The organism is Saccharicrinis fermentans DSM 9555 = JCM 21142 (assembly GCF_000517085.1).
Lineage (GTDB): Bacteria > Bacteroidota > Bacteroidia > Bacteroidales > Marinilabiliaceae > Saccharicrinis > Saccharicrinis fermentans.
This window is the reverse complement of record NZ_KI912107.1, coordinates 514,636-541,273: the sequence shown is the minus strand read 5'-3', so window position 1 is coordinate 541,273 and position 26,638 is coordinate 514,636. Positions and strand designations below refer to the sequence as shown.

At 38.8% G+C, this 26,638-nt stretch carries 21 protein-coding genes; 13 read left to right on the top strand and 8 right to left on the bottom strand.

Annotation, left to right across the window (positions count from 1 at the left end; all coding sequences use genetic code 11):
* Nucleotides 1–90: 90 nt before the first annotated feature.
* The 5 genes from CYTFE_RS24650 to rpsO form a co-directional block, all read right to left on the bottom strand.
* On the bottom strand, nucleotides 91–738 hold the full coding sequence (locus tag CYTFE_RS24650) for a deoxynucleoside kinase (RefSeq protein ID WP_044213427.1): 648 nt from the start codon (nucleotides 736–738) through the stop codon (nucleotides 91–93).
* A 91-nt stretch (nucleotides 739–829) separates the two neighbouring features.
* On the bottom strand, nucleotides 830–2,968 hold the full coding sequence (locus tag CYTFE_RS0102480; protein ID WP_154665612.1) for a prolyl oligopeptidase family serine peptidase: 2,139 nt from the start codon (nucleotides 2,966–2,968) through the stop codon (nucleotides 830–832).
* A 73-nt stretch (nucleotides 2,969–3,041) separates the two neighbouring features.
* Nucleotides 3,042–3,533, bottom strand: a complete 492-nt coding sequence (locus CYTFE_RS0102475; RefSeq protein WP_027470511.1) for a hypothetical protein — start codon at nucleotides 3,531–3,533, stop codon at nucleotides 3,042–3,044.
* Nucleotides 3,534–3,668: 135 nt separating this feature from the next.
* A complete protein-coding gene (gene pnp / locus CYTFE_RS0102470; RefSeq protein ID WP_027470510.1) occupies nucleotides 3,669–5,798 on the bottom strand; it encodes a polyribonucleotide nucleotidyltransferase in 2,130 nt (709 codons plus the stop codon).
* A 482-nt stretch (nucleotides 5,799–6,280) separates the two neighbouring features.
* Entirely contained in the window at nucleotides 6,281–6,550 is a 270-nt protein-coding gene (rpsO, locus tag CYTFE_RS0102460) for a 30S ribosomal protein S15 (protein ID WP_027470509.1), read from the bottom strand.
* A 116-nt stretch (nucleotides 6,551–6,666) separates the two neighbouring features.
* On the opposite strand from rpsO, the gene CYTFE_RS0102455 reads away from it, so the two are divergent.
* The 13 genes from CYTFE_RS0102455 (at nucleotide 6,667) to CYTFE_RS0102390 (ending at nucleotide 23,182) form a co-directional block, all read left to right on the top strand.
* A complete protein-coding gene (locus tag CYTFE_RS0102455; protein WP_027470508.1) occupies nucleotides 6,667–9,258 on the top strand; it encodes a LamG-like jellyroll fold domain-containing protein in 2,592 nt (863 codons plus the stop codon).
* A 291-nt stretch (nucleotides 9,259–9,549) separates the two neighbouring features.
* The gene (locus tag CYTFE_RS0102450; RefSeq protein WP_211238143.1) at nucleotides 9,550–11,079 is read left to right on the top strand and encodes an SUMF1/EgtB/PvdO family nonheme iron enzyme; all 1,530 of its coding nucleotides are present in this window, start codon (nucleotides 9,550–9,552) and stop codon (nucleotides 11,077–11,079) included.
* Nucleotides 11,080–11,119: 40 nt separating this feature from the next.
* Nucleotides 11,120–12,460: a Gfo/Idh/MocA family protein gene (locus CYTFE_RS0102445; RefSeq protein WP_027470506.1), complete on the top strand. Its 1,341-nt coding sequence runs from the start codon at nucleotides 11,120–11,122 to the stop codon at nucleotides 12,458–12,460.
* A 119-nt stretch (nucleotides 12,461–12,579) separates the two neighbouring features.
* Nucleotides 12,580–13,932: a Gfo/Idh/MocA family oxidoreductase gene (locus CYTFE_RS0102440; protein WP_027470505.1), complete on the top strand. Its 1,353-nt coding sequence runs from the start codon at nucleotides 12,580–12,582 to the stop codon at nucleotides 13,930–13,932.
* Between the two features lie 52 nt (nucleotides 13,933–13,984).
* The gene (locus CYTFE_RS24645) at nucleotides 13,985–15,208 is read left to right on the top strand and encodes a ThuA domain-containing protein (protein WP_081735887.1); all 1,224 of its coding nucleotides are present in this window, start codon (nucleotides 13,985–13,987) and stop codon (nucleotides 15,206–15,208) included.
* A 56-nt stretch (nucleotides 15,209–15,264) separates the two neighbouring features.
* Nucleotides 15,265–16,038 (top strand): sugar phosphate isomerase/epimerase family protein, encoded by a 774-nt coding sequence (locus tag CYTFE_RS0102430; RefSeq protein WP_052342944.1) that lies wholly within the window; start codon nucleotides 15,265–15,267, stop codon nucleotides 16,036–16,038.
* An 80-nt stretch (nucleotides 16,039–16,118) separates the two neighbouring features.
* Nucleotides 16,119–16,874 (top strand): 3-keto-disaccharide hydrolase, encoded by a 756-nt coding sequence (locus tag CYTFE_RS0102425; protein WP_027470503.1) that lies wholly within the window; start codon nucleotides 16,119–16,121, stop codon nucleotides 16,872–16,874.
* Nucleotides 16,875–16,896: 22 nt separating this feature from the next.
* Nucleotides 16,897–17,898: a sugar phosphate isomerase/epimerase family protein gene (locus CYTFE_RS0102420; protein ID WP_027470502.1), complete on the top strand. Its 1,002-nt coding sequence runs from the start codon at nucleotides 16,897–16,899 to the stop codon at nucleotides 17,896–17,898.
* 80 nt (nucleotides 17,899–17,978) lie between these two features.
* Nucleotides 17,979–19,112 carry a Gfo/Idh/MocA family protein gene (locus tag CYTFE_RS0102415; protein WP_044213422.1) on the top strand — a complete coding sequence of 378 codons (1,134 nt, stop codon included), beginning with the start codon at nucleotides 17,979–17,981 and terminating at the stop codon, nucleotides 19,110–19,112.
* An 85-nt stretch (nucleotides 19,113–19,197) separates the two neighbouring features.
* Complete coding sequence (locus CYTFE_RS0102410) at nucleotides 19,198–20,142, top strand: glycosyltransferase family 2 protein (RefSeq protein ID WP_044213420.1); 945 nt, start codon at nucleotides 19,198–19,200, stop codon at nucleotides 20,140–20,142.
* On the top strand, nucleotides 20,129–22,144 hold the full coding sequence (locus tag CYTFE_RS0102405) for a tetratricopeptide repeat protein (RefSeq protein ID WP_044262505.1): 2,016 nt from the start codon (nucleotides 20,129–20,131) through the stop codon (nucleotides 22,142–22,144). Before CYTFE_RS0102410 ends, CYTFE_RS0102405 begins: the two co-directional genes overlap by 14 nt.
* A 63-nt stretch (nucleotides 22,145–22,207) precedes the next feature.
* Nucleotides 22,208–22,462, top strand: a complete 255-nt coding sequence (locus CYTFE_RS0102400; RefSeq protein WP_152541791.1) for a hypothetical protein — start codon at nucleotides 22,208–22,210, stop codon at nucleotides 22,460–22,462.
* A 255-nt stretch (nucleotides 22,463–22,717) separates the two neighbouring features.
* A complete protein-coding gene (locus tag CYTFE_RS0102390; protein WP_162150063.1) occupies nucleotides 22,718–23,182 on the top strand; it encodes a YkgJ family cysteine cluster protein in 465 nt (154 codons plus the stop codon).
* 81 nt (nucleotides 23,183–23,263) lie between these two features.
* Here the strand turns inward: CYTFE_RS0102390 and CYTFE_RS0102385 are convergent, their stop codons facing one another.
* From CYTFE_RS0102385 to CYTFE_RS0102375, 3 genes are all read right to left on the bottom strand, one after another.
* Nucleotides 23,264–23,851 (bottom strand): hypothetical protein, encoded by a 588-nt coding sequence (locus CYTFE_RS0102385; RefSeq protein WP_027470496.1) that lies wholly within the window; start codon nucleotides 23,849–23,851, stop codon nucleotides 23,264–23,266.
* Between the two features lie 393 nt (nucleotides 23,852–24,244).
* Nucleotides 24,245–25,279 carry a potassium channel family protein gene (locus CYTFE_RS0102380; protein ID WP_052342943.1) on the bottom strand — a complete coding sequence of 345 codons (1,035 nt, stop codon included), beginning with the start codon at nucleotides 25,277–25,279 and terminating at the stop codon, nucleotides 24,245–24,247.
* Nucleotides 25,276–26,601, bottom strand: coding sequence for a DUF2851 family protein (locus CYTFE_RS0102375; RefSeq protein ID WP_052342942.1), 1,326 nt, complete (start codon nucleotides 26,599–26,601; stop codon nucleotides 25,276–25,278). Before CYTFE_RS0102375 ends, CYTFE_RS0102380 begins: the two co-directional genes overlap by 4 nt.
* Between the last annotated feature and the right edge of the window lie 37 nt (nucleotides 26,602–26,638).

The window sequence follows — 26,638 nt, the reverse complement described above, 5'->3', positions numbered from 1 at the left end:
TTACCACAATATTAAATCCGAATATTTACAAAATAAAATCGATTTTTTTGAAGCTGTTCAACCAAAAACCATTTTAACGGAACATAACATTCAAATAACTTTAATATTTGTTACTCCGCAAGGAAATTTCCGGTTCAACAATTCAGCAAATTCTCTGTAATATTTTTTATTTTGGAAATCGGCCTCTGTTGCATCTACAACAACGACAGGAAAATCCCTCACTTCTTTAAAGTAGTTAAAATAGCCTCTAGAAACGGATGATAAATATTCGGTATCCAGATCTTTTTCATACACTCTCCCCCTGTTCATAATATTATTTTTCAAAACACTCACCTCTCGATGAATATAAAAAAGTATATCTGGCTTTGCCGAGAAAGACCGAATCAAATCAAAGAACTGCCTATAAAGCCTGAACTCATCATCCGACAACGTAATTTTAGCAAAAATAAAGGATTTCATCAAATAATAATCAGCAATTATTATGCTATTAAACAAATCCCCTTGCTTAAGATCACTTTTCAGCTGCTGATATCGTGCTGCCAAAAAGGATAGTTCAAGAGGAAAAGCATAGCGTTTCTGGTCTTTGTAAAACTTAGGAAGGAATGGATTATCTTCAAAAGTTTCCAACACCAGCTTGGCCTTCATCTCGTCGGCCAACTTTGTAGCCAATGTTGTTTTACCTGCGCCAATGTTACCCTCTATAACAATGAACCTATTACCCATATGATTAAATTTCATTTTCAACGCTCACATGAAACGCTCCAATATGAATCATCTTCCAATATACGAATGGCGTTTCATAACTCGATATTCCCTCATAAAACACAAGCTACTTATACATTGGTTCCACACCCAGATGATAAAATATAAAGGAATACAGATCCGCTGCCTCCTCAATCATCTTACTGGTTGGTTTACCTGCCCCATGACCTGCTTTACGCTCAATTCGAATGATTACTGGATGGTCACCTTTGTATTTGTCCTGAAGAGCTGCAATATATTTAAAAGAATGGGCAGGCACCACTCGATCGTCATGATCGGCTGTCATCACCATTATAGCAGGATAGTCAACTCCCTCCTTCACATTATGCACTGGCGAATATCCATACAGATAATCAAACATTTCTTTACTATCTTCTGAAGTACCATAATCCGTAGCCCAAAATCTACCAATGGTAAACTTATGATAACGTAACATATCCATCACGCCGACGGCAGGAATAGATACTTCAAATAAATCAGGCCGCTGATTGGTCACTGCTCCAACTAACAAGCCACCGTTGGAGCCTCCCATTAACGATAACTTATCGGCCGAAGTATACTTCTTATCTATTAAATATTCAGCAGCTGCAATACAGTCATCAAACACATTTTGTTTTTGCAGTTTGGTACCAGCCTGATGCCACTCTTTACCATATTCACCTCCTCCTCGTAGGTTCACCATGGCATACACGCCGCCATTTTCAAGCAATACCATTCTACTCACTGAAAAGGATGGGGTTAGCGAAATATTAAAACCGCCATAACCATAGAGCATGGTTGGATTGTTCCCATCCAGCTCGAGTCCTTTTTTATAAACAATAAACATAGGCACCTTAGTACCATCTTTACTTTCAAAAAACACTTGTTTGGTTTCATAAAGGTCAAAATCAATATCAATTTCGGGCTTCCAAAACAATTCCGTTGTATTTTTAACCACATTATACTTGTAGATAGCAGAAGGGTATACAAAGGAATTAAAAGAAAAATAACACTCCTCATCATCTTTTTCACCCACAAAGCCATCTACTGATCCAATGGTTGGCAAATCCACATTATACAAATATTCTCCGTTTATATTAAATACCTTCACAAGATCATGGGCATCCGTCATATAAGTGGTTATTATTTTATTTCCCACAATAGAAATACCACTCAACACATCCTTTTGCTCTGGTATCAGATCAACCCATTCATCTTTATTCAATCCCTTGAGCGAGAATTTAACAATACGTTCCTTCGGAGCTCCATAATTCGTTGACAACAGAAAAACCCCATCTGAGTGATCTAGAATACGATGATCGTGTTCAAAATCGTCCACCACCTTTACAATCTCAGCCGATTCTGTAGTAAGGTCTTTAATATACAAAGCATTACCACTCGTAGATTCTGTTTGGTATAACACAAGATATTGATGATCATCCGTTACACTGCAGGTGCTAATCCTATCAGGGTGAGCGGGGTCATCAAATATTACGGCATCATTGACTACCTCATCACCTAACTGATGATAATACACTTTCGGATTTTTGTTCTCTCCCTTGAGCTCATCACCTTCTTTTGGCGTATCGAAACGCGTATAAAAGAAACCATTCTTAAACCAGGAAATTCCAGAAAACTTAACCCATTGAATATGGTCGTCCAATAATTTACCACTTTCTATATCCTTCACAAATATTTCCCGCCAATCGGAACCTCCTCGCGAAATGGTATACCCCAAGTACCTACCATCGTCAGATATACTAAATGATCCCAGAGACACAGTCCCATCTTCTGAAAGCTTATTAGGATCAATCAATACTTTTTCTTCGTCATCAGTTGTTTTTTTATAATAATAAATAGATTGGTTTTGAAGTCCATCATTTTTAGCATAAACCAACAATTCTGCCTTTTTAAAAGGCGTACCTATCTTTTCATAATTCCAGATTTGGGTTAGTCTATCTTCTATCGCTTTCCTGTAAGGTATCTGATCCAGGAATGCATCTGTTACCTTATTCTGTTCCACCACCCAATCTTTTGTTTCAGCCGACATATCATCCTCTAACCATCTATACGGATCAGAAACCTCCGTACCAAAATATATATCCGTTGTATCTACCTTCTTTGTATTTGGATAAGTAAGTTTTTCCATTGTAGTACTTGTATTACAGGCCACCATCGCAATACCGATAGTCACGCATGTGAGTTTATTGATTAAATGAAGGTTCATATAATTATTTTTAAGTAGTCTTTGAAGAGTCAAAAAAGTTTTCAACCCTCAAAATTCCCATGAATAAAACAGGTTAAAATATTTGGTTCTCTTTACGCATTCTTTCCTCCTTAAACTTTCCTGCAAACCATCCAATCATCACCCCTACAAGCCACCCCAACACAACACCTCCTTTAAATGATTCCAGATGAAACAAAAGCACCCACGCTCCGCCTACACCAAGTCCCAATGCCATTCCCACAACTGTATAAATGGATAATACCAAGCCCTTAGGCCGAATGGCATGCGTCGCCTTCAAATGGCGAAGAACCTCTCCAACTAACTCATCAAAATCGGCAGAATAGCTATTTCCATCATTAAAAAATTCATCTAAATGTTCCGTTGCTTCCTGTAACTTTTTCCAATACATTTTGCATTCTGGGCACTCTTTTGCTTTTTCAGAAAGAAGCTTTCCCATCCGAGGTAGCACTTCAAAATTAGAGAAAACCCCTTGTACTTTAGGAATGCGGGTTGCTTTTTCTTCCAAGGCATCTAGCCACTGGTCATACAGTAATAAATCAGTCATTTCAATCAGCTTTCAGTACACAATTTTACGAATTCAATTATGCATTTAAGTTAGCGATAAATAATTTAATTTCTTAGTCATAAAAAAAGGCCTTACGGCCTTTTTTATATCATTTTTAAATAAATTTACTCTATTCTAGTTGGACTTACGTTCCGGACGAGGTAATAAGGCTTTGCGAGAAAGTTTTAATTTCCCTGATCGTTGATCTACTTCAATCAACTTAACCTCTACCTCTTCACCCTCTTTTAGTACATCTTCAACTTTTTCAAGACGTTTCCACTCTATTTCAGAAATATGAAGCAATCCTTCTTTTCCTGGCAATATTTCAACAAAAGCACCAAAAGGAACGATTGACTTAATTTTTCCTTTATACACCTCACCTACTTCTGGCACAGCAACAATACCTTTTATTTTGGCCATTGCGGCGTTAATAGCAGCTGCATTATCAGCAGAAACACTTACTTTACCAATATCTCCGTCTTCCTCTATGGTGATTGTAGATTCGGTAGTGGCTTGTATTTCCTGAATAATCTTTCCTCCCGGTCCGATCACTGCACCAATCATATCCTTAGGAATATTAATTGTTTCAATTCGAGGTGCATGTGGCTTAAGATCTTCACGTGGCTCATCCATCGTTTCCATGATCTTATCCATAATATGCAAACGTCCTTCTCTTGCTTGTAAAAGCGCTTTTTCTAATACTTCGTAAGAAAGGCCATCCACTTTAATATCCATCTGCGTAGCCGTAATACCATCTCTGGTACCAGTTACTTTAAAATCCATATCACCTAAATGATCCTCATCTCCTAAGATATCAGACAAAACAGCAAAGTTTTTGTTTTCATCGGTTATCAGTCCCATAGCAATACCTGTCACTGGTTTTTTAATGGGCACACCAGCATCCATCAAAGCCAATGTACCAGCACATACGGTTGCCATAGAAGACGAGCCGTTAGACTCCAGAATATCAGACATGATACGTATGGTATATGGATAATTATCCGGAAGCATATTTTTCAATGCTCTAAAAGCCAGGTTACCATGACCTATTTCACGTCGACTTGTACCTCTAGAAGCTCTTGCATCACCAGTTGAAAAAGGAGGGAAATTATAATGTAATAAAAAACGTTCTACTGTTTTATTTAACACATCATCCACAATCTTCTCATCCAATTTGGTACCTAAGGTAACAGTAGACAAGGACTGAGTTTCTCCACGTGTAAAGATAGCTGACCCGTGAGGACCCGGAAGATAATCCACCTCACTCCATATAGGACGTATTTCATCCGTTTTACGACCATCCAAGCGTACTCTTTCATCCAATACACAACGACGAACCGCTTCTTTTTCCACATCGTGATAATATTTACCGATCAAAGCCAATGGAACTTCTCCTTCTTCAGCATCAGCATAATTATCCGCAATATATTCTTCCTTGATAGCCGCAAACTTATCTGCACGTTCATGCTTAGGAAGACCAGCTTTGGCCACTTCATAAACTTTATCGTAAGTAGCAGCTTTAATATGCTCTTTTAGTTCAGCATCATTTTCTTCGTGATTGTAAGACCTTTTTTCAGTCTTACCAACCTCTTCCATCAACTCTATCTGTGCTTTACACTGAACCTTAATGGCTTCATGAGCAACTTTCATAGCTTCCAGCATTTCCTGCTCTGAAACCTCTTCCATCTCTCCTTCAACCATTAAAATATTCTCGATGGTAGCACCCACCACAAGTTCCATGTCAGCTTCTTCAATTTGTATGCGTGTTGGGTTCACAACCAGCTCACCTTTTACACGAGCCACACGTACTTCGGAAATGGGTCCGTTAAAAGGAACATCTGAAACAGCTAATGCAGCTGAAGCTGCCAATCCGGCTAATGCATCCGGCATATCTTCTTTATCACCTGAAATCAAGTGGATAGTCACAAATGTTTCTGCATGATAGTCTTCCGGAAACAAAGGACGTAAAGCCCTATCAACCAAACGACAAACCAATATTTCATTATCAGAAGGACGCGCCTCTCTTTTCATAAAACCACCAGGGAAACGACCAATGGCCGAAAACTTCTCTTTATATTCTACTGACAGTGGCATAAAATCAGTACCCGGCATGGCATCCTTAGCAGATACCACTGTAGCCAACAAATAAGTGTTGTTCATTTTTACAACGACTGCACCGTCAGCTTGTTTTGCTAATTTTCCAGTTTCAATGGTAATGGACCTTCCATCACCCAGATCAATCTTTTTTTCAATTGGAGTAATCATATTTCTTTCTTTATCTCTTTTTATCGTCCCAAATATATGCAATCTGTTTCTATTATAATTAGATAAGATGATTTATTTTTAATACGATAAGATTGTAATGTTTTTTTCGTTCATTTTTTCTTGAAATCGAGCAGATGGCCTATGAGATACACAAACTATTTCACAAATACACTTTTGACCACCCCTTTCCTTTCTCGGATGGTTCCTAAATAATCTTTGCAAATAACTCCAAATACTGCATTATTCTCATTTTTGAAACAGCCATTTACAATCAGTAAACTCCTTGCTTTCAAAATATATTGAAAGCCTTGTCTTTGAAGCTTTCTTATCAAAGACAGCTTTACTTCTTATTCCATTCTTTAATTTGCTGTGCACAAACAACACACCAAAGCGCTCACTTGTACTATTACCATGCCCTATCAATCAAAAAAAGGTAATCCATTCAGGATTACCTTTTTCTTTTTTTTTAGCCGAGACTGGAGTTACTTACGTAATCCTAATTCTTTAATTAAATTACGGTAACCTTCAATGTCTTTAGCCTTTAAATAATCCAAAAGGCTACGACGCTTACCAACTAATTTAACCAAAGCATGCTCTGTGCTATAATCTTTCTTATTAACCTTTAAATGTTCGGTTAAGTGAGCGATACGGTAGGTAAATAATGCTATCTGGCCTTCTGTGGAACCAGTGTCAGTATTCGACTTTCCGTACTTCTCAAAGATCTCTTGCTTTTTTTCAGCTGTCAAGTACATGTGTATATATTTAAAAAATTTGCGGTGCAAAGATAATCAATAAATTACAAGTTACAACATATTCGTTAGCAAAAAACATCAAAAACTGTAATTGGATAATTTGTTGGTTAAGTTGGATGGAATATATATTTTTAGACCAAACATTTCGTAAAAAATCTATGCGTTCTTTTCGCTTTCAACTATATTTAACTTCATGGATCACCTGCTTGCTCTTCACACAAACGATAGTAGCACAGAAAAAGTTAGCGGAGATCAAATACAACGAAGTGATCAATCTGATCAATCATTATGAGCATAACAGCTTGTATAATTTCAAATCACACCCTACAAACCGACTAAACAATCAAGGAATAAATGGCTTTATACTTGATTTACAACTCAGCAAAGACAGCAATAAGATAGAAGTACTTCATCAAAATAAAAAATGGATCACCGACTTCGCCACTGTTTGTGATTCTCTTGCAACATACTGCCAGCAAGACACCCTTCATGTGCTAAGCATATTTTTTAACTACCACTTTGATCCTAAGCTCCTTGTTCATTTTTTAAAATCTCACCCCATCCATCAACATATTTGGCAAGGTGATTTCAATGCCCAATGGCCTACGATGGCTCACCTAATTTCGAACAACAAACAAATCATTTGCTTTGCTTACACAGGCAAAAATTCACCATCTCCCTTTATCCATTATTTATGGGATTACGCAGCCAATCCCTGCGATTCTAAAGAAATTGAGCCCAAACTAAACGGAGAATTTTGCCATGGAAACATACAAAACAAGCTACTATACCTAACAAGCTATCAAACATTTGCCCACGATCCCCCCTCCCAGAGTCGCCAGACATGGATAGACACAAATCAAGATCCTTTTTTCATTTCTCACGCCTTAAACAGCTGGAAGAACACCGGCAAAGTCATTAACTTTATAGTATATGACGACAAGCAGAAGAACTACAAGGGATTAAAAGGTCATCTACTGAGTCAGCGAAGCATCTCAGGTACCATTTCCTACAATAGACAAGCCATCGACAAAGTGTTTTGGCAAGGGGATTTCAATGCGGTAACATACGGCGAATATAATTTTCCTGCTACCTTAAACGAGGTAGTAAAACTTCGCCCCGAATGTCCTGGTTTTAAGTTTGTACCTGAAGAAATACACATTGAGGGCATCACAAAAGATGTCACTCAAAATTTCATTGCCATTCCTCTCACCCTCAATCATAGCATACGTGCCTACTATCCATTCGATAGCAACATTAAGGACGAAGGACCTCATCAGTTCGAGTTAGAAAACAAAGGCTGCAAAATTGTCCATGATGGCCAACGAAACAACGTCATTGAATTAGATGGCAAATCCTACATTACCATTGCTAAAGCAAATGATCTAGGCATCTCCGATTCTGATTTTACAGTAAGTGCGTGGATTAAACTAGCCAGAAACAATGAAGCAGATCAACGCGACTTCTCCATATTAGGAACGCAAGAAAATTATTACAGAGGAGGCTTGCACCTTCAATCCAGAGACAACAGACCCTATTTTGGTTTCTTTTCCAACGACTTATGGGGAAATACCAAATTTATACCCGGCAAGTGGTATCATGTGGTATGGAGGTATACTAAATACACCCAAGAGCAAGCTATTTTTGTAGACGGTAAAGAAGACGTCTCTTCTTTAAATCATCCTCCCTTTGTTAGCAATTCCCATATTTACATTGGCCGCTCTATCAGTCAGGATAACCTTTTTGAAGGAAGAATAGATAATTTACTCATCTGGAACCGAGCACTAGGAAAAGAGGAAATTTGGCATTTATCGCAGGATATTTCCGATATACAAGAAGATTCCATTGTTCATTTCATCATGCGAAACAAATACTGGATGGGCGCATTTATATTTTTATTGGTAACCCTCATCCTCTTTACCCGAAAAAGCAAAACAACTCCCACAGACAAAGTGATAGAGAATATTGACCTAAAACAAAAAGCCCCCAAAAAGAATGCTATTAAATTGTTTGGAGACTTTCAAATATTGGATAAAAATGGAGAAGATATTACCCACTGTTTCACCCCACGTCTGAAACAAATATTTATTTATCTACTTATTTACAGCAAAGAAGAACCCCATGGCATCTCTTCAGATGAATTCATTCAAATGATATGGCCAAATTTCGATCGCAAGAAAGCCATCAACAACAGAGGCGTTTCCCTCAGTAAACTGCGCAACATACTGGAAGCAATGGACAAGATATACATATCAAATCACCACGAGAGATGGAAACTTGAAATAACAAGCAATGTATATTGTGATTATTACGAATGTTTGGAGAAACTCGATAGTAACCTATTTAATAACCGTGAAAACCTACATATTTTTTTAAGTACCGTTCAGCGGGGAGCTTATTTACAAGACTGCCAAGAAAGCACTTTTGATGAAATCAAAGGCAAATTTTCCAACAAAGTAATAGACGTACTAACCCGTTTAATGTTTGACTTTGACATGAGCCAGCATCCAGAAATAATAGTGAAGATTGCCAATCGAATATTAAAAACCGACGATCTTAATGAAGATGCCATAAAATACAAAATAAAAGCACTATTGGTGCTACGTCAAAATAACGAGGCCCGATTTCTATTCAAATCCTATCAACAACGCTATCAAAAAATATACAATCAAGAACTCCCCATCTCTTACGAGGATCTAATCCGATAAGTCACTCCCTCACCGCCCCTAATTACCCCTAAAACGATCCAACACCATGTTCAATACCTTTCATTTTTCCGAACTGCAAGTCGTAAAATAACTTTTTATCCGCACTTACTTCATTCTTTCATTGCGCAAACTTTATACTTTTTACAAATACACATACAACACTGATATACTGCTTATTAAAAATAAAATTAATATCCAATTAATAACTTTTTAATACGCATTAAACACAATTTTAATTGTCCAATAAGGCCATACCATTTACTTAGTGACCATAAAAAAAGAATGCGCACTATGATTAAAAAATCTTGGTTAAAAAGACAATTTTACAAATTCTACTTTATTTTTTTACTGGGTATAATAGCCGCTTTTATTTTTAGTTACTCCGGAGGTAAGGCTGTTGAATATACGTCAACAGATCAATACTGTTTTTCATGTCACATACATGATCATGCAGAAGACTCATGGCGATTATCAGCTCATGTTGACAACAAGTCTGGTGTGATTGTACACTGTGTAGACTGCCACCTTCCACCCAAAGGACATGGGCAATTAATGGCCAAAGCCAAACATGGATCAAAAGACCTGTACGGAATGCTATTTAAGGATTCCGCGGATTACAAATGGGAATCTAAAAGAACAAAAGAAAAGGCCGACAAATTTGTTTATGAGGCATCCTGTTTAAAATGTCATTCCAACATCTTTCCTTCTGGTCTATCAGTAAAAGGAGAAGATTCTCATTTATATTACGAATCAAGAAGAGAGGAAATGACCTGTTTAAACTGCCATATGCATACTGGACACTACAATCCCCATGCCCTACATACGCACAATATTGCTTTCGCCACCCACAATGTAGCTCAGGAAAAATTCACCACAGCCACTATCGTCCACCAATTTGAAAATTTCACAGAACAAATACCAGGCACCAGTGTATCTTTCGATATGGTGGCTATTCCGGGTGGTGAGTTTATCATAGGAAGTCCCTCTAAAGAAAAGTATAGACAAAATGATGAGGGTCCGCAACGAAAAGTAAAAGTAAGCCCATTCTTTATGGGAAAAATAGAAGTAACATGGGATGAATACCTGGCCTTTTTTAATGCTACTGCTGCTGAAGGCAGGAAAGAGACTGTACAGAAAATACAACAAAGTAAAGATGATGTGGATGCTATTTCAGGGGCAACTCCACCATGGGGCGCTCCAGATCAGGGATGGGGCAAAGGAAAACGTCCGGCTATCACCATGAGCCATCACGCTGCGCTAACATACTGTAAGTGGTTATCACAAGTAAGTGGTAAAAAATATCGTTTGCCTACGGAAGCCGAATGGGAATATGCAGCCAGAGGAGGCACATCTACTCCCTATTTTTTTGATGGTGTCCCCAGCGATTATTCCAAAAAAGGAATCTGGAACAAAATATTTGGTATTGACACTGCCATCATCGCCTCCTACGTAATTTTTGATGCCAACAGTGACGGTAAAACACAAGAGCCTTCACGGGTAGCAGCTAATCCATTCGGGCTAAAAAATATGATAGGCAACGTTCATGAATTCTGTTCCGATTATTATCATCCGCAAACCTATACTCAATATACAAAAGAAACAACCATTGACCCCCAGGGACCCAGCAAGGGAAGAGAACACGTAATACGCGGTGGGTCCTTTAAATCAGATGCCAGTGAGTTGAGAAGTGCAGCACGAGGCTTTACCGAAACCCGCAGGTGGTTACAAACAGACCCTCAAATGCCTAAAAGTATTTGGTGGTACTCAGACTGTATTGATGTGGGCTTTCGTGTTGTCTGTGAAGCTGACATCATTGAATAAAAAGCCCTTCATTATCCATCGTCTATAAAAATCAGAGATCATGAAAAATAAAGAATCCAGAAGAAGTTTTTTAATGAAATCAACAGCCGCAACTGTGATCGGAGCAAGCGGACTATCATCCATACTATCATCCTGTGGGCACAAAACAAACGAAGAATTAGGTTTACCTCCATTGCTAGACAGAGCTCCTAAAGGCAAAAAGCTAAAAGCCGGTTTAGTCGGATGTGGCCACAGAGGAACTGGTGCCCTATTAAATTTCTTAAGTACAGGCCCTGGTGTAGAAGTTGGGGCACTGGCTGATGTTTTTGAAGATAAGGTAGAAGCTTGTAAGTCCAGACTTAAGCAATACAAATTAGACGTTCCTGACGAAAAATGTTTTGTTGGCTTAGATGCATACGAAAAACTAATTAAAACCGACGTTGATGTGGTATTACTTGTTACACCACCCCACTTTCGTCCCCAACATTTTAAAACAGCAATCGCACATAACAAACATGTATTTTTAGAAAAGCCGGTTGCTGTAGACCCTGTTGGCATACGTTCCATTATTGCTACTGCTAAAAAGGCAAAAGTAAAAGGATTAAATGTGGTCACCGGGACCCAACGCCGCCACCAACGCGATTATATCGCTACTTATAAACAGGTAGTAAACGGTGCTATCGGAGATATTGTGGGGGCTAAAGCATTCTGGAACCAGGAGCATGTGTGGTTCCGTCGTCGACAAGAAGGTTGGACAGATATGGAATATATGCTTCGCAACTGGAATAATTTCTGCTGGCTATGTGGCGACCACATATTGGACACTCACATTCACAATATAGATGTGATCAATTGGTTTACTGGTCAACACCCCATCAGTGCCGTTGGCTATGGAGGAAGGCACCGAAGGGTAACTGGCGATCAGTACGACTTCTTTAGCATTGATTTCGATTATGGCAATGGATTATTTTCACATAGCATGAGTCGTCAAATAGATAACTGTGCCAATGCCACCGGCGAATTTATCATGGGCACTAAAGGCTACACAAACTGCAAAAACACCATTTACAACCATGATGGACGTATAAAATGGCAATACGAATACCCCAAAGACAAGGATGGAAAATCAACCAATGTGGTCAAGATTTCACCCTATATACAGGAACACATCCATTTAGTTACTGCCATACGAACCAATAAATATGTTAATGAAGCAGAACAAACCGCCCTATCAAATCTAACAGCTATCATGGGACGCGAATCGGCTTATACGGGAAAAAAGATTACTTGGGAAGAAATCATGAAATCCGAACTGCGACTGGGTCCGCAAAAATATCACATGGGTGATGTGGACATGGAGTTTCCTGTTCCCATACCAGGAACTCCAATTAAATCGAGCTAATAAGCATTCCTTTATTTTTTTGTAATCCCTAAAGGAATCGCTACTTTAATAGACGAATAATACAGCGTTTACTATTCAAATACACCCAATAAAAAACATCCTTAAAATCATATATTACCATGAAAAATAAATCTCAAAGTCGTAGAAACTTCATAAAAAAAAGCGCTGCTGCAGTGGCCGGCGCTACCCTTTTCCCCTCTATTATACCTGCATCTGCCTTAGGTAGAAATGGCTTTACGGCTCCTAGTGACCGAATACAAATGGGGCTTATCGGATGCGGAGGGATGGGACGTGCTAACATGAAGAATCTACTAAATCTCAAGAATAAACAAGTTGAATTAGTTGCCTTATGCGATGTAGACAACAAACAAATAGAAAACGCAAAAAAAATAATTACAGATATCCGTGGTAAATACGATGCCCATGCATACAGAGATTTCAGAGATTTACTGGAAACAACGCATCTGGATGCAGCCATCCTCGCTCTTCCTGATCACTGGCATAGCATAATGGCCACCCATGTAGCCAACAAAGGCATCCATATCTATGGCGAAAAGCCACTAGCTCGCACCATCAAAGAAGGAAGAGCCATTGTAGAGGCAGTAGACCAAAATAATATCATATGGCAAACTGGCAGTTGGCAAAGATCCGTAGCTAATTTTCATAGAGCAGCAGAACTGGTTCAGAATGGAGCTATCGGAAAGGTTAACCACGTAGAGGTAGGATTGCCTGATGGAAAGGCATCCATTGGCACGCCACCTATTCAAACCCCACCAGAAAGTGTTGACTGGGATATGTGGCTCGGCCCTGCACCCAAAGTACCATTCCGCGGTGTTTTGCATTTTCATTGGAGATGGATCATGGATTATTCTGGTGGTCAACTGACTGATTGGGCCGGCCATCATATAGACATTGCGCACTGGGGATTAGGATATGACCATAAAACACCCGTTGAAGTAGAAGGGAAAGGGGTTTATCCTATCGAAGGCATTTACGATGTACCAACGGCCTACGACTTCACATGCACATATGACACTGGTGTCACACTCCGTGTAGCCAATGCAAGTGCCTACCCCAACAGAAAAGGTGAAGGAACCGATATGCAACATAAGAGATGGGGAATGGGAACCGTTTGGTACGGAGAGAAAGGCTGGATTCACGTAAGTAGAAAAGGTCTGTGGGCAAGCGATCAAAGCATTTTAGACACACCGGCCTCGCAGATAAAAACACCTATCTATCAAAGTAATAACCATTGGCAAAATTTTATTGATTGCATTAAATCGGGCAAAGAAACTATCACTCCGGCACGTATTGCGCACAACTCCATCAGTGTAGGCTTGTTAGGCGAAATAGCCATGCTTACCAATGAAAAACTGAAATGGGATGGTAAAACTGAACAATTCACAAACAGCTCTAAAGCAAACCTATTACTAAGCCGCCCTTTCCGAAAACCTTGGCAGCTTCAACAATAAATCAAACAAGTTTTCAACATCTTAAAAAAATCTACCATTAAAAAAATTAAACATGAAAAGCTACATAAAACTATCGCTTTATTATTTGGTACTTGGCTGCATACTGACAATAAGTTCTTGTGGTACTAAAAAATATGATGCACTAATTGTCACCGGACAGAGCAACAAATCACATCATTGGAAAGCATCGCACAATGCAGTAAAACAGATCATCAACAATACAGGTTTATTTTCTGTTGATGTAGTTATTAGTCCAGAACAAGGAGCCGACATGTCTTCCTTCACGCCGGATTTTAAATCTTACGACGTAGTCATTATTGATTACGATGGCGATCCATGGCCCAATACCACCCAGACAAATTTTGAAGAATATGTCAAAAATGGTGGTGGCGTGGTTGTTTTTCACGGTACTAACAACAGCTTTCCGCAATGGGAAGCGTTCAACCAAATGACTGCCTTGGGGGGTTGGAAAGGTAGGACAGAAAAAGATGGCCCCTACGTACGTTGGGAGAATGGGAAAATTATCAAAGACAACTCCCCTGGTAAAGGAGGAACCCATGGTAAAAAAACTCCATTTGTTATAGATACCAGAGCACCTCAACACCCTATCATGAAGGGGTTACCAATGAAAAGCATGCATGCAACCGATGAATTATACGGCAAATTAAGAGGTCCTGCAGAAAATATGAATGTATTGGCTACAGCCTTTTCTAACCCTAAAACAGGAGGGACAGGCAACCACGAGCCTATCTTATTTACGGTAAACTACGGCAAGGGACGCATTTTCCATAACGTACTTGGTCATGTGGGCCAAGATGAAGATATGACGCCATACAAAAGTGCATTTTTTATTTATGCAATGCAGAGAGGAACAGAATGGGCAGCCACCGGTAAGGTCACGCAAGCAATACCAGAAGATCTTCCCAACCAAAGCTCAGCACTCATCTTACCTGCTTACAAGGATTTCACGCTTGAGGATCTTTTCAGAAATGCCAGGAAATACGAAATCGGCAAATCTAAAAAATACCTCAACCTGATTCTGCAGCGCATCAGAAATCATAGCACTGATAAAGATTACCTGGAGAAAGTTGAAGACGAAATGATTAAACTATTAAGTGCTGATGATTGTACTACGGATGCTAAAAATTTCATCTGCAAAGAAATAAGCTGGTTAGGCTCTCCTAAATCCATTTCCGTATTAAAAGCCTTGTCTAAAAAAGCCGAAACTGCCGAGATGGCGCAGTTTGCCATAAGACGCCTACAATCTAAGAATTAGAAAAAACGAAATCAATCATGAGAATTTCATATTTTTTTATTTTAATAATCTGCACTATGCTATCCACATCCAAGACCGAAGCCAAGCAATGGGAGCTCGCATGTCAGGCCTGGACCTTTCATCGTTTTACTTTGAGCGAAACACTGATACAAATGGAAAAGCTAGGTATTAGGCACATAGAATTGTACCCAGAACAAAAAGTAGCACCAGACCAGCAGGGCACAACCCACTTTTCCATGTCGGACGACGAGATAATTCGATTAAAAGCACTGCTAAAAAAACATCATATAAAAATTAGTAGTTATGGTGTTGTCACTCCAACACATGAAAACGAATGGGAACAGCTATTTGAATTCGCTGAAAAAATGAATATCAAAACCATTGTCTCGGAGCCGCAACAGGCCTTACTCCCATTTATAGATAGCTTATGCCAACAATACAAAATAAGAGTGGCTATTCACAACCACCCTGAGCCAACCCCCTATTGGAATCCTCATATTGTATTAAAAGCCTTGGTTCACCGCAGTCAATACATCGGTGTATGTGCGGATATTGGTCACTGGACACGCTCAGGTTTAGAGGCAAGCGAATGCCTGAAAAAACTAGAAGGACACATATTTGAAATCCATACAAAAGATGTGAACCGCACAGATAAACAAGGACATGCGGTGGTCTTTGGAGAAGGAATTATGGACTGGCCAAAGGTTTTTAGTGAATTAGAACGTCAACAGTTTAAGGGTAAGTTTGTCATTGAACATGAATACAACTGGGACAATCCTGTACCAGACCTACACAAAAACATTCTCTTTTTCAAATTGAACACCCAGTGATTAAAATACTGAACAGCACTGCCTTACGACATACATTTGATAAGTCACCGTTATTTTAACAAAAAATGAATCACACACCCATGAAAATAAGATTACTAATACTAACACTTCTCTTTACCGGATTTTCTGTTTCATATGGCCAGGACAATCATAAGATGCAACCCAAGGAAACCGAAGATTGGAGTAGAAAACCGCCAGTCGTGAGCCCTGGAACAAAAAGAAATCCGCCATCGGACGCCATCGTTTTGTTTAATGGAAAAAATCTGGATAGATGGAAAAAACAAGGAAGCAACGAGCCTGCCGACTGGAAGGTGAAAAGAAAAAAGATGCAAGTCAGCCCCCCAAAAGGTGGAATAGAAAGCAGGCAGAAATTTGGTGATTGTCAATTACATATAGAATGGAAAACTCCAGTACAAGATGTAAAAGCCGGAAAAACAGGCCAGAAATGCGGTAACAGTGGTATCTTCTTAATGGGCTTATATGAAGTACAGGTATTGAATTCTTTTGAAAACGAAACCTATTATAACGGGATGGCATCCAGCATTTACAAACAACATATTCCCTTGGCCAATGCCACCTTAAAGCCTGGAAAATGGCAAAGTTATGATATCATATTCACGGCACCCACATTTAATTCCGATAAAACCTTAAAATCACCTGCATATATTACGGTCATACATAATGGCATATTGGTACAGAACCATGTTGAAATAAAAGGACCAACAACATTTATTGGACGCCCCTCATACAAGTACCATGAGGCCAAGGGGCCCATCTCTTTACAAGATCACAACAACAAAGTGAGTTATCGTAATATTTGGATTCGAGAACTATAATTCTTTTTAAACCATTAAAGATATGAGCAGAAAAGTCACCTTATTCACCGGTCAATGGGCCGATTTAGATTTTGAAACCATATGTCAAAAAGCCCATAGCTTTGGTTACGACGGACTAGAATTAGCTTGCTGGGGAAACCATTTTGAGGTGGACAAAGCAGATCAGGCCTATTGTGATGAAAAACAGGCCATCCTAAAAAAATACGATTTAAAAGTCTATGCTATCTCAACCCACCTGATTGGGCAAGCCGTATGTGACCACATAGATGAGCGCCACAAAGCAATCTTACCCAACTATATATATGGCGATGGTAAACCCGAGGGTGTCAGACAAAGAGCCGCAGCTGAAATAATTAAAACAGCCGAAGCAGCTAAAAGACTGGGCGTAAAAATTGTGAACGGATTCACCGGCAGTTCTATCTGGCACTTATTGTACGCCTTTCCACCTGCACCACAAGAAATGATAGATGCAGGATTCAAAGACTTTTCCGAACGCTGGACTCCCATACTGGATGCATATGATAAATTAGGAATCCAGTACGCACTAGAAGTTCACCCCACTGAAATAGCTTTTGATATTGCCTCGGCCGAAAGAACATTGCAAGCCATTCATTACCACCCCAGCTTCGGTTTTAACTACGACCCCAGCCACCTGGGTTACCAAGGAGTTGACTATGTGAAATTTATCAACAAATTCGCCCAACATATTGTACACGTACATATGAAAGATGTCGCATGGAGTGATACGCCCACAGAAGCGGGTGTTTTTGGTGGACATACAAATTTTGGTGATGCGCGACGCTTTTGGGATTTCAGAAGTATGGGACGAGGTAATATCAACTTTGAAAAGATAATCAGAGCGCTCAATCGCATAAATTACACAGGCCCCCTTTCTGTTGAATGGGAAGATGGTGCCATGGACAGAGAACAAGGAGCCTCCGAATCATGTCGTTATGTGAAACAGGTCGATTTTACACCCTCAAACTTAGCGTTTGATGCAGCCTTCGACACGGAAAACCAGTAGCAAATATCTCTGAGTCTGAACAAACCCAATAGAAATACTTTTATCGTACATACCCATTAATAGCTTATAACACCAAGAAAATGAAAAAAATAAAATTAGGAATGATTGGAGGCGGAACCGGCGCTTTTATAGGAGATGCACACCGAAGAGCCTCCCGTATATGCAACGATTTTCAACTCATAGGTGGAGTCTTTAGTAAGGATTTTGAAAAAGGAAAGCTGTTTGCTGCACACGAAGGCCTGGACACCCATAGGTGTTACCCCGATCTAAATACTTTTATTGAAAGGGAGATGGCTCTATCAGCCAACGAAAGAATAGAAGCAGTATCCATTGTAACACCCAATGCACTTCATTACCAATCGGCCAGCAAATTATTAAAAGCAGGCTTTCACGTGATCTGCGAAAAGCCGATGACCGTTACCGTAGAAGAAGCAGAAGATTTACAGAAAACAGTAAAGAAAAGCGGTCTCAGCTTTGCCCTTGCACACACTTATGCTGGTTACCCCATGGTACGCCAGATGAGAGAACTGGTTAAATCCGGAATACTGGGCAATATCCATCGCGTTGATGCGCAATATTACCAGGGATGGGTAAATTCGATGATTCAAGGAACAGACTCCGGTATTCAAGGAGTATGGCGACTAGACCCTCAGCACGCAGGACTAAGCAGTTGCATGGGAGATATAGGCGTACATGCATTTCATTTAATTGAATATACCACTGGTCTTTGTGTAAGCCGTGTACTTTCTGATCTAAGTCCAGTGAAAGACCATATTCAACTTGATCTGGATGGAACAGTACTACTGCAGTTACCCCACAATATCAAAGGAGTGATCCGTTCAAGCCAAGTAACAGCAGGTGAAGAGAACAATCTGACCATTGGCATCTATGGTTCCAAGGCCAGCTTAAAATGGAGTCAAGAGAATCCTAACTTTTTATATATGCTAAGTGATACCGAACCCACAAAAGTTTATAAGCCGGCACATGAATATAACACTCAATTTGCAGAAGCCAGTCATATGATGCCATCGGGACACCCAGAGGGAATATACGAGGCATTGGGTAACATCTACAAGGGGATGGCCAAATCTATACGCGGAGAAGACACCTTCGATGGAGAATTCCCAGGCGTACTGGATGGAGTACGTGGCATGAAGTTCATCAAAAATGTAGTAGAATCTAACAAAGAAGGCAATATTTGGAAAGAGCTATAGAAAAAAGTTATGGACTCTCTACCATCACAGACCCGTCCATAACCTAGCCCCATAGCACCGACCATTCATACAAATACATAGTGATATGATTTCAGTCGTAATACCCATATACAACGAAGAATCACTGCTAGGTGAGTTGGTGAAGCGTACCATAACAGCGCTCCAACACACTGGGCAGGATTTTGAGCTCTTATTTGTGGATGATGGATCTACCGACAATAGTATGGATCTATTGCTTCAACTCCACACCATTGATAAACGAATCAAAATCATGTCCTTATCACGCAACTTTGGACATCAAGCAGCCTACACCGCTGGTATTGATTATGCACAGGGCGAATATTTGGTACTCATGGATGGAGACCTACAAGATCCTCCCGAATTAATCCCTCAAATGTTCACATTGTTAAATTCCGGATCCTTTGATATCGTAAATGGATATAGAAAAGCCAACACGTCCCGATTCACACGAAATATATATACCCGGATATTTCACCAATTATTTAAACGACTATCAGCAATGGAAGACATTGAACATATCGGCAACTTTTCAATGCTAAATAAGGCAGCTACCCATGCTTTACGCACATTAACGGAGAAGAGCAGATACCTACCAGGACTTCGCCATTTCATAGGCTTTAGAAAAACATCCATCAGCTACCAACGTGAGAAACGAGGGTCCGGCTGTTCCATGAGCACCCGCCAACTTTTCACATTGGCATGTGACGCCATTTTCTCTTTCTCAAAGTTGCCACTGAAATTCTGTTTAATCATGGGTATCATCGGTATTATCACTTCTTTTTTAGCTGGCATATACATTCTTCTTTCAAAAACATTGGCACTCTCCCCCCTTGGCTGGTCATCTACTTTGACCAGTATATTTTTTCTGGGTTCTATTCAGCTAATATTTCTTGGAATATTGGGCGAGTACGTATTTCGCATTTATCGTGAATCACAGAATAGACCCATTTATTTTGTGCGTGAATTCCATACGGATCAAAAGAAAATTAAACGCCATGAATTGGCTTAGGTCACCCCGAAATACAGTATATCTATTATTGGCGACATTGCTGGTGATAATGCCTATCATGAGCCTGGACGCAGGCATCTCTGGTGATGAAAAGGTACATCTGGAACAAGCAGAGTTAGTGCTTCAATATTTTGCCAGTTGGGGACAGGACAAGTCGGCAATCCATACTCCTGTAACCAACTTAAAATATTATGGTCAATCATTTGACAATTTAACCACCCTACTATCCCATTTACTGGGTATAGAAGATATTTACACATTCCGCCATATTTGCAATTCAATCATTGGTTGGCTTTGTATTTTATTTACATCACGCCTTGCTATACATTTAAGTGGCCATAGAGCTGCCATATTTACCATATTGATAATGGCAGCCTCTCCCCGGTTCATGGGACATTCATTCAATAACTTAAAAGATATACCCTTTGCCTTAGGATATGTTGCCTCCTTATTTTATATGATAAAGCTGATATCCCATCTACAAAATATTCGAATACAACATGCGCTAGGATTAACATTGTCCATGGCCTTTACCCTTAGCATTCGTCCAGGAGGATTACTGGTACTTTGTTACTTTATTTTCTTTGCGGGCATGACTTTCCTTATCATGCAAAAGCAGAACAACAATACACTACAAATAATGCCTTTTGCACTTCGCATGGCCACCATTGTTCTTTTATCCTATTTAATAGGACTACTATTCTGGCCCTATGCGCTTGAAAACCCGATTATCCATCCACTCACTTCAATGAAGATGATGTCTGACTACCCCATCCGAATTCGTCAACTATTTGAAGGAGAAATTTATTGGAGTGATCAGTTACCCAGATACTATTTAATAAAATATGTAATCATTACCATCCCCATCATCATATTTCCTCTTTGTCTCATTTCTGTTATAGAGCTCCTAAAGAAACAAAAATCAGCTATTTTATTTCTCCAGAAGCTAATTTTAATATTTGTCATTATTTTCCCTTTTGCCTATACATCTATAGTCCATTCAAATGTATATGGAGCATGGCGTCATCTGTTATTCATCTATCCTCCTTTGGTAATTTTAGCTTCCACATCACTGTCTTGGCTCATAAATCGCATCAATGCTAAATCCATACGACTAGGAATATCCCTTGCATTTATGCTGAGTCTTTTACCTTCTGTACTATTTATAATCAAGAATCACCCCATAGAATACACATATTTTAACCGCCTAGCAGGCAATTATAAAGATGCTTCCATCAATTATGAATTAGACTATTATTACCACAGCGTTCGTAAAGCTTCCTTATGGTTAAAAGAACATATCGAAAAAAAAGACACCAATCAGATAAAGGTGGCTTCTAATTATGGAATAGATGTCTACCTAAAAAAAAGTAACAGAGCCATATCTCTGGTCTACACACCATATTACTCGAGAGGAAATACTGATTGGGATTATGGTATTTTTTACCGAACAACCATTGCACCTGCACAGATAAAACAAAAATTATGGCCCCCAGCTGGCACCATAAAATGCATCAAAACTCAAGGAGTAACCGTTTGTGCCATCGTCAAAAGGCAAACCTACGATGATTATCGGGGAAAAATAGCTTACGAAAAAGCAAACTACCAACAGGCCATTAAGCACCTACAAAGAGCCACCCAGGTGGATCCCGGAAACGAAATTGCGTGGATCAACCTAGGTAAATCATACTTAAAAAACAACCATTATAAAAAAGCCAAAAATGCTTTTACCCAATGTTTAAAAATGATACCTCAGTATGAGCCCAGCATGTATTATCTGGCTCAAACAGCTTTGCTCCATGGCGAAATGGAAAAAGCAGAAACATATTACCAAGAGATCTTAGAAAATAATAATAAAAGCTATCAAACCTACTTAGCCTATGCGCAGTTAAAAGAACTTTTAAACGACACAACAAATGCAAACCGGTTACTGAACCAATGTTTAATGATCAACCCCCATTATAAACGAGCCATTAAAATGAAACGAAGATTAAATAATTAAATTTCCATGGTTGTTATATACGCTTCGAATAAACAAACAAATATCTATCCATTAAAAATGAAAATGATGAAAAAGTTAGCTTTAAAATTATTTCTGATATGCTTTTTAGCGATCGGATCAGGAGCTGTTACCTATGCACAAGATCATGATGCTGTAACCGACTCGTTGTCCATTGATGACATGGCTCCTGTATTGTACGATGAAGATGCCTACGAAGAGGAAGAAGCATCCTCTAATGGTGTAATCATTGGCATTCTCATTGCCGTTGCGGCGCTTGGAGCCATTGGCTTCGTTGTCTTAAAACAAAAGAAGAAATAGCAAGCCACACATTTCACATCCCTTAAATGCAGAAAGCAATATGTAGGGATTATCATACACGGGGTGTCTAACACATGGCACCCCATATTAAAGCCGGAAAATGCAATGACATATCTACTCCTAAATTATCACGCATCATCTGGATTAAACGAATATCAACACATATCAGCTTTTTGTTGATTATTAATTGTACTTTCGTTTTTTATAAACTCTGGAGTGGGTGCATTGATGCTCATGCAGGCACACACTTTATACATGACATTAGAAACAAATCTAAAAAAAATACAAGAAATTGCTCTTCAAAAAAGAGAACACAATCAGGCATTCCGAATTTTCCTGGAAGGTCAAGAATCAGATCAGATAGATGACATTGTCTTAAGACTAAATAAGGAAATTACACCTCAGATAGATTGTACAGCGTGTGGCAATTGCTGCACAAAACTCAGACCAATAGCTTCTGTGGAAGTGCTCAAGCAATTTGTTGATTTGGATAAAATTGAAGAAGTAAAATATGCGATGAGCATAACATGCAAGCATGTTAAAAATAAAAAATGCACCCAATACCTTGATCGCCCTGAAGAATGCAGGTTATATCCTTATATGGACAGGGATCAATTTGTATCACGAATAGTGGGTATACTTCAAAATTATGAAATATGTCCTATCGTCTATAATATTTGCGAGCATTTAAAAGTAGAACTAGGATGGAACGCTAAATAAAATAAAGAGCTTGTTCTATGAATGAACAAGCTCTTCTTCGATTATCTTGGCACTTATTTTTATCAATACAAGGTATATTTTTTAATATCCACTTTCTTCTGCCATCTTTTCCATTTCCTGATTAAAGATCTCTTCGTATTTTTTCTTGTCGTAATCAACTTGTAATTTAGCATCTTTAGAAATGCTGTTATTCAAGGAGTTTAACAACTCTTCTTTTTCAACTTCAATAGCTACAAATGAACGATACTTTTTATCGGGTAAAACACTCGACTTTTCACAAGCCACAACAATATTGCTGATGGTTTGATCAGCAACTTCACGGGTTAAATTCTCAAATTTTTGCTCAAATTCAGATGCAGAGCCTACTTCACGTTCATTCACATAACGATCAGTCACTGATTTGGTGTTTGATTGAATCAAGGTTACCAAACGCTGTTTAGCCAACAACAAGGCTTTTTCCTTGGAAAGGCTCAAATCGCTACTGGTAGCCATTGAGAATGCTCTAAAGTAGTTTTTATCTGATTTGCCATTTTTTTCACAAGGCATATCTTGCAATATTTCACCCACTTCACTGTTGGTAGCCACTTTTTCTTTTGACTTACAGCTATAAGCGCCAAAAGTTAGGCATACAGCAAGAGCGCCAAGTCCAATTGTTTGTTTCAATTTCATAATATACATTTTTGGTTAGTATTCACTAAAAAACATTATTCAAAAATAAAGCCAAAGTATAACTTAATCTTACCTGACCTATTTACAAATGATTAATTATAAACCTAAACAGCTTTGTTAAAAAGCAATATTACTCTTCATGTGTTAAAATTTCATTTTCATTGATCACATGAAACACACCGAAATTAATCATACACCAGTATCTAAAATAATTCCCATGCTACGTTTCTAGTGTTTAAATAGTTCACTATTTCTGCAAACTAAAAAACTCCGTTTTGCTTTTTCTCTTTACTTTTTAGATATTCATTACAGCAATTCACAAATAAATAAGGTTAGTTTCGCTTCAAAATTACAAATGAATATTCATAATATTCCAATCAACACAAATAAAATTCACATTCTACTATCTTTTAGAATTTCTTTAAACAGCTCCACCTGCTCATCGGTACCCAAAACAAATAACTTATCACGGGGCGAAATTTTTATTTGAGGTGATGGGTTATAAATATAGGTTCCTTCAGGAGTCTTTAGACCCATCAGGTTAGCTCCTGTCTTTTTTCTAAGATTTAATTCCTGGATCGTTCTGCTTTCGTTAAGCGGATCCATCATTTCACATTCAATTTCCGTCAGCTTAACCTCTTTACTTTTTTGCAATAATATATACTCCACAAACTCCACCACATCGGGTTGTATCACCAGCTTGGCCATTCGCTGCCCACCTATTCGGTCTGGCATAATCACATTGGTAGCTCCCGCATGTCGCAACTTAACATCGGATCGAAAATCACTGGCTCGGCTTATGATTTTTAGCTTAGGATTTAATTCCCTGGCGGTCAACACCACAAACATATTATCTGCATCATTCGGAAGAGCTGTAATTAAAGCCTTGGCTCTTCTTATTTGTGCCACATCCAACACTTCTTCAGAACTGGCATCCCCTTGTACATAAAGCAATGTGGGATCTTCCAGAATTCTGGCCACCACATTATCTCGCTTTTCCAGGATGACAAATTTTTCACCATGATCCTTTAATTCGACACAAGCCTGGTAACCATTTCTACCATACCCACATACAATAATATGGTCTTCAAGTTTTACGATCTTCTTTTTCAACTGATACGATTTATACGACTGTTGTAATGCTCCTTCAACTACCAAGCGAGTAATAGAAGTGATGGCATAACCAAATATTCCTAAACTAAATATAATAAGAAGGACTGTAAAAAGCTTCCCTCCATCGGACAAGGGAAACACTTCTCTAAATCCCACTGTTGACACGGTGATCATGGTCATGTACAAGGCATCAACAAACGAATAATGCTCAATCAACATAAAACCGACACTACCAAACAGAACAATTAAAATTAAAGCGGCTACCCCGTAAACGATGGTTTTAAAATTATCTAAATATAAAGTTCCTTGCTTCACGCGTCGTTTTTAATGGCCAAAACCTGATGTCCGATCCTACACCGTAGGCATTTTTTTAATTTGCAATAATTTTTAGACAAATATATTAAAGCCTGTGAATCTCCTGCATTATTCACCGATATTTCCTTGGCTACCCATTGATCCAACAGGGCATTTTTCTCGGCTCTGATTCCACTCAGCCAATCCAATGACCTCTGTATGTATCCATTATCACCATTCAACTTTCCATAGGCAAATAAATAAGGAACAATAGTATTAATAATAATAAGATTTCTTGAATGAATTCCAATATTCTTTCCTTTTTTACATGATTTTCTTTGAAATGTATAGTGCTGTTGCCAGTAGGGAGACACCTCCACCTCGAAAAACTTATTAACCCTTTTAATATCCGGCTCATTAATAAGCATACCAAATACTCCTTTCAATTTAATCAACAGTGCCGCAAGCTGTGCCATACGAATGGTTGGAAAATTAGAGGGGCGCAACCTCAGGAATTTCCATAAATGCTTCTCTATGGGACGCAGGCCATGCTTGTCCTTCAAGAAGCGATAATCTCTCACCAAATGATTAACATAGCCTTCTTCATTCACTTCCTCCAGAAATCCTGCCTGCCCAAAAAGCAAAGCTTCTACAAGAAGCCTGTTATCACAATATTTAAGTAATATTTTCAAGGGAATAGATTGGGCCAGTAATTCAAACGGATCTCCATTCACTCCAAAGCCAAAACTACGAAAAAGCAACCTATAAAATGTTTCGTCCCAATTTTGGATAGTTAAATCTAACATACGCTGAATATCCATCGTCTTATGTTCCAGCTTCTCTATCAGCATACGCTGCATCCACAGGGAAATATCAAATGAACTAACCTCTTTGAGGTGCGCTGCACAAGCTAACCAATCATTACTGTTGGTGAGCTGCAAATATTCGTTCAACAATCTACTCGCATAGGTGATTTTCAATACCGGTATCAGTTGTCCATTGCTCCGGGTTATTGGCACATCGTCCTTTTCTACAACATGCAAAATAACATTATCGTAGGCTTTGTCCATTTGGTGCTTATGCTCATTCCAATCTGAGGCATTGATATGCACCTCTACATTTCCAGCCCAAAGGGTATCTCCGATTTTTATTTTAGCATTAAAAAAATCTGGTCCCGCATTGACATTATACGTTCCCGGATGAATAACCTCTACATGCAAGCCACATTGCGTTTTCAGTGACCTGTTATTATACATCTTATACTGCCATAAATAATGCAGAAATTCTTCGTGCATACAATTGTAATGTTTGGTTGATGATTTCCACCATAATTTACTAAACATTATTTAATCATTAAAATATTCCTTTCATATGTTTATA